Annotated in this window: 14 protein-coding genes; 7 read left to right on the top strand and 7 right to left on the bottom strand. The window is 37.2% G+C overall.

The window, feature by feature from the left end:
- Nucleotides 1-37 precede the first annotated feature (37 nt).
- Both RI845_RS15825 and RI845_RS15820 read left to right on the top strand, forming a co-directional pair.
- The gene (locus RI845_RS15825) at nucleotides 38-1669 is read left to right on the top strand and encodes an ABC transporter permease (RefSeq protein ID WP_348387138.1); all 1632 of its coding nucleotides are present in this window, start codon (nucleotides 38-40) and stop codon (nucleotides 1667-1669) included.
- A 1-nt stretch (nucleotide 1670) separates the two neighbouring features.
- A complete protein-coding gene (locus RI845_RS15820; RefSeq protein ID WP_348387137.1) occupies nucleotides 1671-2717 on the top strand; it encodes an ABC transporter ATP-binding protein in 1047 nt (348 codons plus the stop codon).
- A 56-nt stretch (nucleotides 2718-2773) separates the two neighbouring features.
- On the opposite strand, the gene RI845_RS15815 is transcribed toward RI845_RS15820, so the two are convergent.
- Complete coding sequence (locus RI845_RS15815) at nucleotides 2774-3649, bottom strand: DUF2797 domain-containing protein (protein ID WP_348387136.1); 876 nt, start codon at nucleotides 3647-3649, stop codon at nucleotides 2774-2776.
- Nucleotides 3650-3691: 42 nt separating this feature from the next.
- The gene (gene arfB, locus RI845_RS15810) at nucleotides 3692-4105 is read right to left on the bottom strand and encodes an alternative ribosome rescue aminoacyl-tRNA hydrolase ArfB (protein WP_348389552.1); all 414 of its coding nucleotides are present in this window, start codon (nucleotides 4103-4105) and stop codon (nucleotides 3692-3694) included.
- Between the two features lie 57 nt (nucleotides 4106-4162).
- On the opposite strand from arfB, the gene RI845_RS15805 reads away from it, so the two are divergent.
- Both RI845_RS15805 and RI845_RS15800 read left to right on the top strand, forming a co-directional pair.
- The gene (locus RI845_RS15805) at nucleotides 4163-4420 is read left to right on the top strand and encodes a GIY-YIG nuclease family protein (protein ID WP_348387135.1); all 258 of its coding nucleotides are present in this window, start codon (nucleotides 4163-4165) and stop codon (nucleotides 4418-4420) included.
- Between the two features lie 114 nt (nucleotides 4421-4534).
- Nucleotides 4535-5254 carry a DUF3581 family protein gene (locus tag RI845_RS15800; RefSeq protein WP_348387134.1) on the top strand — a complete coding sequence of 240 codons (720 nt, stop codon included), beginning with the start codon at nucleotides 4535-4537 and terminating at the stop codon, nucleotides 5252-5254.
- Nucleotides 5255-5331: 77 nt separating this feature from the next.
- On the opposite strand, the gene RI845_RS15795 is transcribed toward RI845_RS15800, so the two are convergent.
- Nucleotides 5332-5562, bottom strand: a complete 231-nt coding sequence (locus RI845_RS15795; RefSeq protein WP_348387133.1) for a PGPGW domain-containing protein — start codon at nucleotides 5560-5562, stop codon at nucleotides 5332-5334.
- A gap of 116 nt (nucleotides 5563-5678) precedes the next feature.
- A complete protein-coding gene (locus RI845_RS15790; protein ID WP_348387132.1) occupies nucleotides 5679-5951 on the bottom strand; it encodes a hypothetical protein in 273 nt (90 codons plus the stop codon).
- Between the two features lie 94 nt (nucleotides 5952-6045).
- Here RI845_RS15790 and RI845_RS15785 point away from each other — a divergent pair, with 94 nt between their 5' ends.
- On the top strand, nucleotides 6046-6918 hold the full coding sequence (locus tag RI845_RS15785; RefSeq protein WP_348387131.1) for a DNA ligase: 873 nt from the start codon (nucleotides 6046-6048) through the stop codon (nucleotides 6916-6918).
- Between the two features lie 55 nt (nucleotides 6919-6973).
- A complete protein-coding gene (locus RI845_RS15780) occupies nucleotides 6974-7585 on the top strand; it encodes a LysE family translocator (protein ID WP_348387130.1) in 612 nt (203 codons plus the stop codon).
- Nucleotides 7586-7595: 10 nt separating this feature from the next.
- Here the strand turns inward: RI845_RS15780 and RI845_RS15775 are convergent, their stop codons facing one another.
- The 3 genes from RI845_RS15775 to RI845_RS15765 all read right to left on the bottom strand — a co-directional run bounded on the left by RI845_RS15775 (nucleotide 7596) and on the right by RI845_RS15765 (nucleotide 10756).
- A complete protein-coding gene (locus RI845_RS15775; protein ID WP_348387129.1) occupies nucleotides 7596-8504 on the bottom strand; it encodes a class I SAM-dependent methyltransferase in 909 nt (302 codons plus the stop codon).
- A gap of 158 nt (nucleotides 8505-8662) precedes the next feature.
- A complete protein-coding gene (locus tag RI845_RS15770; RefSeq protein ID WP_348387128.1) occupies nucleotides 8663-10084 on the bottom strand; it encodes a sodium-dependent transporter in 1422 nt (473 codons plus the stop codon).
- A gap of 219 nt (nucleotides 10085-10303) precedes the next feature.
- A complete protein-coding gene (locus RI845_RS15765) occupies nucleotides 10304-10756 on the bottom strand; it encodes a DUF6491 family protein (RefSeq protein WP_348387127.1) in 453 nt (150 codons plus the stop codon).
- 153 nt (nucleotides 10757-10909) lie between these two features.
- On the opposite strand from RI845_RS15765, the gene RI845_RS15760 reads away from it, so the two are divergent.
- Nucleotides 10910-12286, top strand: a complete 1377-nt coding sequence (locus RI845_RS15760; RefSeq protein ID WP_348387126.1) for a DUF1800 domain-containing protein — start codon at nucleotides 10910-10912, stop codon at nucleotides 12284-12286.
- Nucleotides 12287-12293: the final 7 nt, after the last annotated feature.

The following is a 12293-nucleotide window of genomic DNA, read 5'->3' as shown; positions in this document are numbered from 1 at the left end:
TTTTAATGTTTTTACTTAATTAGGTAGATAACCTCAGTTGATTGCAGCTAAATGGTATTCATCTTGGAGCCTGTCCAGTTGGACCGTTGCGGTAATTTTAATATTACCGCTACTCTTTTTGATCAATGAATCTTTAACTCCAGATAAAGAGGTTTTCGAGCATCTGCTCAATACCGTATTAATCGACTATGTAATTAATACAGTGGTGTTGATACTAGCGGTTATTATTATTTCGTTGCTCATAGGTGTTCCGTTAGCGTATTTATTAGCAAATTTCAGTTTTCCGGGAGCCAAGTTTTTCAATTGGGGCTTATTGCTTCCTTTGGCAATGCCTTCCTATTTGATGGCCTATATTTATACCGACTGGTTAGAATATGCCGGGCCTGTACAAAGAGCTTTACGAGCTGTTTTTTCGTGGCAAAATAAAGCGGATTATTACTTTTTTGATATTCGCTCAATTACCGGTGCTGCGATTGTACTTTCTTTAGTGTTGTTTCCTTATGTGTTTTTAATCGTAAAAACTGCATTCAAAGAACAGTCAACAAGCTTTGTTCATGCAGGCAAAATGCTTGGTAAAACCCCTTGGCAAATATTTTCAAACATATCATTGCCGCTAGCTCGCCCAGCATTGGCTATTGCAGCATCTCTGGTTGCTATGGAAACGCTAGCCGATTTTGCCGCGGTAAAGTATTTTGCTGTCAATACACTGACCACCGCAGTATATGATACCTGGTTAGGTTATGGCAGTTTAACTGCTGCAGCTAAAATATCTGTCATCATGCTAGTAATGATCTTCTTGTTTATCTCTTTTGAAAGAATGAGTCGCAACAAACAAAAAACGTTTTCTGGTAATTCTTCAAGCGAAATTCAGGTTGTTAAACTGCAAGGTAAAAAGGGATGGCTGGCGTTTAGTGCCTGCTTTAGCGTATTGCTTTTTTCCTTTATTTTACCGGTAATTTATCTGGCTGAGATGGCGTGGCAGTATCAAGAGCAAGCCCTTAATAGTGACTTTTTTAGCTATGGATTTAACAGTTTAACGTTAGCGATTAGCGTATCTATTATTTGTTTATGTTTAGGGTTGGTTGTTGTGGTGTTTAAGCGATTTAATCAAAGTTTGCTGGCAAACTTACCGTTGAAAATCAGCAGCTCAGGTTATGCTATGCCCGGCACTGTACTTGCTATCGCAGTACTTCTACCTTTAACTTTTATCGATCATGGTTTGAACGACTTTCTGATAGTTCAAGGTGAAGCGCCGATAGGGTTAATTTTTACTGGTACGTTATTTGCGATAGGTTTCGCTTACGTAATTCGCTTTATCGCTGTCGCCATCGGAGCGTTGGAATCTAGTTATGAACGCATTTCACCTTCAATAGATAATGCTTCAATTATGCTAGGTAATAACCGCTTTATTACTTTAGTGAAAGTACATCTACCACTGTTAAAAAGAGGTGGATTAACAGCGATACTGCTAGTTTTTATCGAGTCGATGAAAGAGTTACCCGCCGCCCTGTTACTAAGGCCATTCAACTATGAGACCTTAGCAACATATGTTTTTCAGTACGTATCTGATGAACAATTGGAACTTGCTTCTATGGCTGCTATATCAATAGTGTTAGCAGGTTTAATCCCTATTATTTTATTAAATAGAACAATGGAATCTAAGTTGTAATATGAGCCTTTTAGAAATTAATAACTTAACCTGTCGCTATGAACAGAACACTATACTAAATGATTTGTCATTAACCGTAAGTGACGGTGAAATAATGTGTTTGTTGGGGCCATCAGGGTGCGGAAAAACAACACTTCTTAAAGCGATAGCTGGTTTAATTACGACAGCATCAGGTGAGATAAAATTAAAAAATCGCCTTTTATTAGCAGGCAAGGCTACCGGCAAAAACATTAATGTTGATGCCAACAAGCGTGACTTGGGGATGATTTTTCAAGATTACGCACTGTTTCCACATTTAACCATAAGCGCAAATATTGCTTTTGGTATTGCCGATTTAAGTAAAACACAACAGAAAAGAAAAATTGATGAATTGTTAGAGTTGGTGAGTTTAGAAGGCCTGGATGCCAGATATCCACATGAATTGTCCGGTGGTCAACAGCAACGAGTTTCTATAGCAAGAGCGCTTGCCCGAGAGCCGAAAGTATTACTTTTGGATGAACCGTTTTCAAATATTGATGCCCAACTTAGGTTACCGTTAATAAGAGATATAAAAGCGATTCTTAAACAAAGGAATATGGCGGCTATCTTTGTAACCCACGCTAAAGAAGAAGCCTTTGCTTTGGCCGATACTATGGCACTGTTAAATAACGGTAGCATTGTACAAAGCGGCGCGCCACAACATTTATATAATTATCCCGCGACAAAGTTTGTTGCTGAATTTTTAGGACATGGTTCTATTTTAACTGCGCAAGTACTCAATGAAAATCAGCTACGTTGTGTTTTGGGCGACGTCACCTGTACTGCTAATAAGACATTAGTTGTAGGTGAAACTGTCGATCTATTTATTAGACCGCATCAGTTTAGTGTGATTGCTAATGAGTCAGGTAATGGCATAATTAAAGAGTACCAATTTAGAGATGATGGTTACCGGGCGCAGGTAGCGGTTGGAGAGCAAATTATTGAAGTATGGTTGCCGGGTTACTTTGATGTACAAAATACTAAAACGGTACAGGTAAAATTAACCCCACAACAGCTCGTGGTACTTTAAAATACGATGAAATCTATAAACGGGAGCTTAATCGCTCCCATTTTAATGTGCGGTAATTAATATGTTGCGGTAACTTCGTAAGAGGTAAACTTACGCATATTAATAACGCCAGTATCAAAATATAAATACTGCCCTTTAATGCCCATTAATGTGCCTGAAACTGTTTTGAGTGTTTTTTCAGTTAGGTCTTGTTCTTTTTCTAATTCTTTTTTGGATTTATCAAATGATAGTGAGCTAATTTTTGTTGGGTATTGCATTACAGGGAAGTCAATTTCCACCACTTCTTCATTTAAACGCTCTACCGCATCCTCACCATATTTTAATTTAATGTCAGCTAAACGAGCTTCAATTTGTGGGATTAATTCTTCTGCTCTGGCTTTTAAATCAATACTATCTGCCTTACCTTTTAACATGTTGCGCCAATTGGTTTTATCAGAAATAAATTCTGCAAGTGCGGTTTCTACTAGACCAGACTGCAAGCGAGTACTTACTTTGAAAATAGGTAAGGCTTGATTAGCTCCCTGATCAATCCAACGGGTAGGTATTTGCGTATGACGAGTTATTCCGACTTTTATTGCGGTAGTGTTTGCCAAATAGACATAATGCGGAACAAAGCAATTTGCTTCACCCCATTGCGGCTCCCTACAAGTGCCTTGCTCAAAGTGGCAGGTTTCAGGCTTCATAATACACATGTCACACTTTGCCAACTTCATCATGCACGGATAACAAAACCCTTGAGAATAACTTTTCTTGGTTTTTTTGCCGCATTCCTGACAGTTAATATTTCCGCTATGAGTTAATGACAAGTGCTTACCAATCAGTTCATTCAGGGGCAATGAATGTTCTCCTAAAGGTAATTGATATTCAACTTGACCATCAATCAACTTGGAAGTCATTTTACGTACGTGGCCAGTTAGGCTATTTGTGCTCATATTGTTATTCTGCTTATTTAAAGTGGGCTATTTGGTTTGCTATTAAATTCTGATTTTTGCTCGGTTAGATTTTACTTGGCCGCGCTTATTTTTACTATCCATTCGTCTTTTTTGTGAGCCTTTTGTTGGTTTTGTCGCTCGTCTGACTTTTTGCACTACTGTAACCGGTGTTAACAGCTCGATTAAGCGCTGGATGGCTGCGGCTTTATTTTTGTCTTGAGTTCGGAAAGTTTGCGCTTTAATTATAATAACCCCATCTTTATTAATGCGGCTATCTCTTATCGCTAAAATTTGTTCCTTAAAATAATCATCAATACTCGATGCTTTAACATCAAAGCGCAAATGAATAGCACTGGAAACTTTGTTGACGTTTTGACCACCCGCTCCTTGAGAGCGTATGGCATTAAACTCAATTTCTTGCTCGTTTATCTGTAGTCGATTTGATATAACTATCATAATTGGGAAACTCATTTTTAGTAACCCTTATACTAGCGAGATTGAGAACAATAATAAATGGCTAATCCTTGGTTTGTTTACCTTTTACGGTGTGGTGATGATAGTTTATACGCAGGAATTACTACTGATGTAGAACGTAGGATCTCAGAGCACAATGAAGGCGGCCCTAAGTCGGCTAAATATACACGTAATCGTCGACCGGTTAAGCTGGTATATCAAGAAGAATGCAAGGATCGCTCTAATGCAACAAAGCGTGAGATGGCAATTAAGAAATTAACGAGAAAGAAGAAGTTAGAGTTAATTGCGGGTTCATAATTAATTTATACTTAGGGCATTGTGGTCTGATTAGTTGATTAAACTTCGATTTACATTCCATTCACTGTTAAACTACGCTCCGCAATTTGTTTTGAGCCAGGAAAATTTTAAACAATGTTTATAGATAAGTATTATAACGAGGAAAATCAAAAGGTTACTTTTTCTCGTCAGCAAGCGAGTGATTTTGCCAAGCAAATCGCAGATGACTTTAATCCAATTCATAATGTGGATGCGAAACGATTTTGTGTACCAGGAGATTTATTATTTGCAGTTGCTTTGTCTAAAACAGGCTTATGCCAAAAAATGACATTTAACTTTTCTGGCATGGTGACAGATACCGTATCGCTAAACATTCCAGAAAAAGTTGGTTTAGAAACAAGAATTGTTGGCGATAATGATAAAGAATACTTGAACTTTAATGTATCTGGCGATCATACTCGCTGTGAGACGTTAATCGAATCTCTAATCCATTCTTACGTTGAGTTTTCGGGTCATACGTTCCCACACATTTTAGGGGATTTGATGGAAAAGAATAATGTAATGATAAATCCAGCAAGACCAATGATCATGTATGAAAGCATGGAAATTGCGTTAGACACTGTAGACTTAACTGATGTTTCTTTAGAGTTAAATAAAGAAGAAACGGTGTTAAAAGTTGATGGAAAACGCGGTCAGGCGAAACTTAAATTTGACCTGTTAAGTAATGGTGAGGTTGTAGGCCATGGGGTTAAGTTTATGGTACTAAGTGGTTTACGTGAATATTGCAAAGAGCAAATGGAAGGATTAAATACTCGATTTTATGCGATGAAAGACGAGTATTACGCTAAAAAATAATCACTGATTCAGTTATAAAATAAGAAAACAGGCCTGCGCTTTAGCAGGCCTGTTTTCGTTTAACATCTTACTTATTATTAGGTACGTTTTAGTTTACGCACCATACCATCCATTTTTGTTGCCGCTTTGCTTGAATAACGCTGATATTTTCGTAGCCACTTTTTAGCTGCAGGGTATTCAAAGCTTAATAAGGCAAGTCCTATTGGAATGAATAATATTGCCGGTCCTGGCAATATTATAAACACTAAACCAATTAATAAAAAAAGTAGTCCAATTACTGATAGTGCTTTTGTTTTAAGTGTTTGCATGTATATTCTCAAATTTAATAAAAATTATTTAACTGGTATCTGCAAAACTCACACCAAGAATATAATCAATTAAAAACAGTGTCTTACAGCAGCATAATCGTAGATGATTTTAAAATTTAGTCATTTTTACTAATATTTTGTTTCTTTAACCGCTTATTTAGTTTCACTTTTTCTGTTTTTGATAGTTTATTGTTTCGACATTGCCACCATAGTTCTTTCATCTTTTTCTCTTTGGTTTTTAACTTCTCTCCTTGTTTTACGCTATACCCTGAGCGTAATTTACTTTGCACTTTTTTTAGATCGTCAAGTAAAGGGCTGCAGTCAGGTTTGGCATTAATTGTTGGTGAAATGATAAATATTGATAGGGCAAAAATCTGATAGTTGTACATAAAAACACTCCTTGTTTTATTCATAGATTACTATAGTTCAAAAAACGCACTATACTTTGTCCAAAATGGACATAAACTAGAAAAAGGATTTTCTATGAAAGCTTTATTTATTACCGCTACTTTATTTCTTACTCTTCTTTTTAATCAAGTACATGCTGGCGAACCGTTGCTTGAGCCCAATAAAATAACGCAAACTCTTGCTCTACAGCACGGCAAAACTTACTCCAAAGATAGCAATATCAACATTAATGAATTTTACGTGAGTGAAAAGCTTGATGGTGTTCGCGGTTTTTGGGATGGCACAAAGTTGATGTCAAGAAATGGCAATGCCTTTGCTGCGCCAAAGTGGTTTACAAAAGATTTTCCTCCTATCAGCTTAGATGGTGAACTTTGGATTGGTAGGGGGAAATTTTCTGAAGTATTAAGTGTGGTTTCACGTGAACAGCCCCATGTTGGCTGGCAAAAAGTGAGGTTTATGATTTTTGACTTGCCAGAGCAACAAGGAGTTTTTGCACACCGAGTTGCGAACATGAGGCAACTTATTACTAAAAGTAATTCTCGATATCTACAGATGATCCAGCAAATAAAAATATCAACTGATGCTAAGCTATTTGAATTGCTTAACAAGGTTATTAAACTTGGTGGTGAAGGGCTGATGCTGCATCGAGAAACTGCTCATTATCATATTGGTAAAACGAATAATTTATTAAAGCTTAAAACCTACCAAGATAGCGAAGCGCAAGTGATAGGGCATACTATTGGCAAAGGAAAGTACCAAGGCCTTTTAGGGGCGCTTATTGTACGTAAACAAAATGGCATCATATTTAAAGTTGGCAGCGGTTTCAGTGATAAAGAAAGAGCAATGCCGCCGCCACTTGGATCGATAATTACTTATAAGTACTGGGGATTAACCAGTAAAGGAAAGCCTAGGTTTGCGTCATTTTTACGAGTAAGAAAAACATTATGAGTATTCATCAAAATATGGTTAGATAGGTTTTTTCTTATAATGAGCTATTCGTTAAATGGTCTTAGAATTGTGGTTATCTTTAGTTTTAATTTGCGTGTTAGGGGCTATGTCTCCAGGACCATCATTAGCGTTAGTTGTACGCAATACTATACTAGGTGGACCGCGCTCTGGTTTGGCAACAGCAATTAGTCATGGCTTAGCAATTGGTCTTTACGCTGCAGTTGTACTCACCGGAATAGGGGTAGTTATTGTCCAATCGCCTGTAATTTTTCAGGTTGTTCAATATAGCGGTGCGGCATTTTTACTGTTTCTAGCTTATAAAGCTTTAACAAGTAAAGCCAGCAACATAGAACTAACTTCTGGAGAAGCCACCACCACAGAGAATATAAATGGATGGCGTGACGGCTTTTTAATTGCATTTTTAAACCCGAAAATTGCAATGTTTTTTTTGGCGTTATTCAGTCAATTTATTGATGCAAACGCTAGTTTTGTACAGCAACTGGTGATGGTTCTAACCGTTGGTGGTATTGATACCATTTGGTATTGTCTTGTAGCTTTTGGCTTATCTAGAGGACCAGTATTACAACGCTTAAAATCCAAAACCAACATTATCGACAAGGTAACCGGTGTGGTTCTTATCTTGTTGGCTGTTAGGGTTGTTGTTTAGTTATGCGTGATTAATTGGCTGGCTTGTTAGCGTGGTATTTAAATATAAGCACTTTTAAGCCTTTGCCTGGCATTGCTTCTTTAAATACTTCTGGTGGTAATATATTTTCAATGAACTCGCATTGTGGGCATTCAGTTTCTATCATGTCATGGATGAACTGTTCACTTAAATCGGGTGAATTTAAACACAGCATTACTAAGCCTTGGTCGTTCATTAACTGTGGTAAGCGACGTATAATTTTCGGGTAATCGCGCTTGATATCTACACTACCTTTTTGGAAAGAAGGTGGATCTGAAATAAGTAAATCGTAAGGACCATGCTTTTTTAAACGGCCATAAGATTTAAAAATATCAACACCTTCAAACTTAACATTACCTAGCTCTTGTTTATTTGCTCTATGATTGTCTCTGCCTTTTGCTAACGGCGCTTTACTTATATCTACGTTAACAACTTTACTCGCCCCGCCTGCAATAGCCGCAACAGAAAAGGCACAGGTGTAGGCAAACAGATTCAATACCGTTTTATTTTGGCTGTTCTCCTTCACCCATTTACGACCATTACTCATGTCTAAAAACAAGCCATTATTTTGGGCGTTGCCAAGTTGCAATTGATACTTTAAACCGTGTTCAACTACTGTCAGGTGTGATTTTTCCTCACCTAATAACAATTGATAAGGGCCCTTGTGTCTGCATCTAAACTGCACCATTACCGAAGTGCATTCCTTGATATTTTCAAAAAGTTGCTGGGCTTTATCTTGTAGCCATTCATCGCTTTCTTCTTGGTAAAGAGTGATCAGAGCAACGGGAGGTAACCAGTCAACATTAACATGTTTAAAGCCTTGAAAGGCATGACCCCGACCATGGAATAAACGCTGACATTCAATAGGGTCTACTGCTGAAAAGTTAATATGTTCAATCATGGCGGTTAGAAATCATAGAATTGTATAATAGGGCGGAGTTTAGACTAAATATCATCTGAAATAAATAACAGAACTTTGACCATTTTAAATAATTCCATTCCTGAAATAATAAACCCAGCAAAAGCTGGGTTTATTGAAGATTTTATATAAGGCTTTATTTAACTAAATACGTCATAACCAAAGTAGATTTTTGCAACAGTATTTATAAATATTGCAGCAAGAATAAACGGAATAAATGTTCCTAAAGAGAAGTCGACATACTTCGCTAAAAAGGTATTAGCAAAGCCTTCATTGCCTTGGCTTAACTCTTCATTCAAATTATGTTTTTTCCAACGGTAACTTACAAATAAACAAATTAATAAACCATTTAGCGGCAATATAGTGTCGTAGAACATATCGTAAATAACATCAAATAGGCCCTTATTACCACTGCCGTAGTTAGTTAAGTTTGTTAACGCATCTACCATACCAAATGATAATGTTGCCAATGCTGCAATTAAGCCACCCCATAAGAATATTGCGCTTAACGCTTGTTTTCTGGTTTTACATTTTTCATCGATTAAATATGAAACTGGTACTTCAATAATTGATACTAAAGAAGTAATCGCCGCAAAAAATACTAATAAGAAGAATACTGCCGCGATGGCGCTTGCGATAAAGTAACCTGTAGTTGCTTGCAGAGCTAAAAATATTTTAGGTAAGTAAACAAAAATCATTGATACAGAACTAGAGCTTAATTCATCAGGGTTCACCTCTGGGTTAAGAGCAAATATTGCAGGCAGAACCATTAAGCCGGCAATAAACGCAACTGATGTATCACAAATAGCAACTAATTTGGCAGAGCCGGCGATATCGGTTTTTCTTGAAATATAAGAACCATATGTAACTAAAATACCCATACCAAGCGATAATGAGAAGAATGCCTGTGACATAGCGCCGCTGATCACCGATGGAGTGATTTTATCTAGATCAGGAATAACATAAAATTGTACGCCGGCCATAGCGTTATCTAAGGTTAAAACAAAAATAACCAGTAGTACTAACATCACAAATAATGCTGGCATCATTATTTTCGCCGCGCGTTCAATACCATCTTTTACACCAGCTTTTAAGATGAAGGCAACGAGTCCACCGACACCGACCATAGAAATAAATAACCATGGGCTATTAATAATTTCACCAAAACCATCGGCGCTTGCTAAATAATCTAATTGACCACCTAGTGTTAATACCAAATATATAAGAATCCAAATGGTTAACACGGTATAAAATACAGCAATCATAAATGGAGTGATAATGCCTAACAAACCAGCTAAACGCCATTTTGAGTTCTCACCCGCCAAAGCGCCATAAGCACCTACAGGATTTTTAGCAGTTTTACGGCCAACAGACATTTCTGCCATCATAACCGGTAAACAAATGGCAATAACAAAAATAGCGTACATCAATAAAAATGCTCCGCCACCATTTTTAGCTGCATTTACTGGAAAGCCAACGATATTACCGATACCAACAGCGGAGCCCGCTGCGGCTAGTATAAAACCAAGTTTAGAGCTGAAATGCTCGCGTGATGCAGTCATATATAAATCCTGTGTAAAACTTTATTAGTTTTTTTAATTATTATGATAGAAATTTAAAGCATTATTTTCAATTTAAGAAAATAATCATGCTCTGATGCTACCAAGGATTATAGGCTATGTCTTGTACGAAGTTAGGAATGTTATTCAAAATTTGTATTATTTGCTTCACAAACTTTGAATAACATTTAGATTTATAAGTGGGGGAATATAAGCAGTAAGTTAATTTTCAGTACTATCTTGCTCTGCTGGCTTTTCGGTTTCGCTCGGTTTTTTTTCATCTGTTACGTTTTCAGGATGCCATTTATAAATTTTCATAATAGTACAACTGTCGTGGCGTGACATACCTGCATCGGTGAAGATTTTATCACCTCTTGATAAACAGTTAGAGGCACCACGACTGACGGTAGCAATTCGCATCATTGCCCATTGCGGATCACAAGTACCAACTAAGTCGAGTTTATAAGCGTCATCTCTTCGATCAAAAACAATCAACGCTTTATTATCGCCTTCAAGTGGGCTCCAACCGTCCATATTACCAGTAAAACATATTTGATTTACTGCTTCGCCTTGTCTGGGATCTACAGGTTTATCTTTTTGTGATTGCTCTGTGCTGGCACAAGCAGTTAATAACAATAGCAATGCAATGGCGCTGGAAAGTGATTTTAAAAACATCTGTGTGCCTCATAAAATGGTTAAATAATAATCTAAGCTTACGATATTATAGAAATTGTTAAAACGTGCTTTAGTGTAAAGTTATGTAAAACAAATAGATGTATGTAAATAACTTGTTATGTTAGGGGTAACATAAAGTAATGGTAGGGAACTATGGGTACAGTAGCATCGAAAGTGGCAGCCACTATAGCGACTAATCGTTTTGGTCTAGGAGCCAAGCCAGGTGAAATCATTCAAGCTGAAAAAGATCCTAAAAAATGGTTGTCGAAACAGTTAACCCCAGTAACTTTTAATCAAGAATTACCTTCTTCAAATGAATTGTTGCAAAAGCTTAGTGAATATCAAGCAATAAGAAAACAGAATAAAAACAACAAAGTCAGTGAAGAGGAAGATAAAAAAGCCAATAAAACCAGACAGAGGTTTATTCAATCCAGTTACCGAAAAGTTGCAACAGATTCGTTTGTACAAAGTATCAATAGTGACAACAGTGTCGCTTGGCGTCTACTCGATTTTTTCTCAAACCATTTTAGTGTTACAGCAAACGGAGCGGTAATGACTGCGATAGCTGCAACGCTCGAAAGAGAGGCTATTGCTGACAACTTATTCAATCGCTTTGAAGATATGTTATTGGCAGTAAGTAAACATCCGGCGATGTTAATTTATTTAAATAATGAACGTTCATTTGGACCGAATTCAAAATTAGCAACAAAGTCTAATAAAATGAAAAGAGGCGTTGGCCTTAATGAGAACCTAGCTCGTGAAATTCTTGAACTGCACACTTTAGGTGTTAATGGCGGTTATAAGCAAGAAGATGTTATTGAACTTGCCAAAGGAATAACCGGTTGGAGTGTAGCCAATGTATCTAGAGATGACGCCGTTGGCTTTAAGTATAGAGATTGGGGGAAAGAGCCTGGCGCGAGAGTTTTATTAGGAAAAAAATATAAACAAAAGGGCATTAAACAAGGTGAAGCCATGTTGAAAGATTTAGCCAATCACCCGAACACTGCAAAATATGTCTGTAGCAAACTGGTGAAGCATTTTATCAGTGATAAGCCTAATCCTCAGCTAGTAGAAACCTTAGTCAAACGCTGGCAAAAAACTGGCGGAAATATAAAAGAGGTAATGCTTGCGCTAATTTACTCTGAACAAGCATGGTCAGCAGAGCAAGTAAAATTTAAAACCCCAAGAGAATTTTTGCAATCATCATTTCGTGCATTAAACGTCAAAACAGTTAATTTTCAACAGTTATTTTTTACATTAAACACATTTGGTCAGCAACCTTTTCAAGCAGGCTCTCCCGCTGGCTACAGTGATGAACAGCAAGATTGGAATGGTGGCAATGCCTTAATGTCGAAAATTGACTGGACAACGCTATTAGCAAATAAAGTTAAAGCGAACGCTGAGACTGTTATGAATAATACCTTAGCACTATCATCCTCAAGCAACACCTATAAAGCCGTTGTTCGAGCGGAAAGCAGAAAACAAGCGTTAGTGATGTTGCTAATGAGTCCAGAATTTTTGCGGAGATAGTGGAGAA

The organism is Thalassotalea nanhaiensis, from assembly GCF_031583575.1.
GTDB lineage: Bacteria > Pseudomonadota > Gammaproteobacteria > Enterobacterales > Alteromonadaceae > Thalassotalea_A > Thalassotalea_A nanhaiensis.
This window is presented reverse-complemented; position numbering and strand designations above follow the sequence as displayed.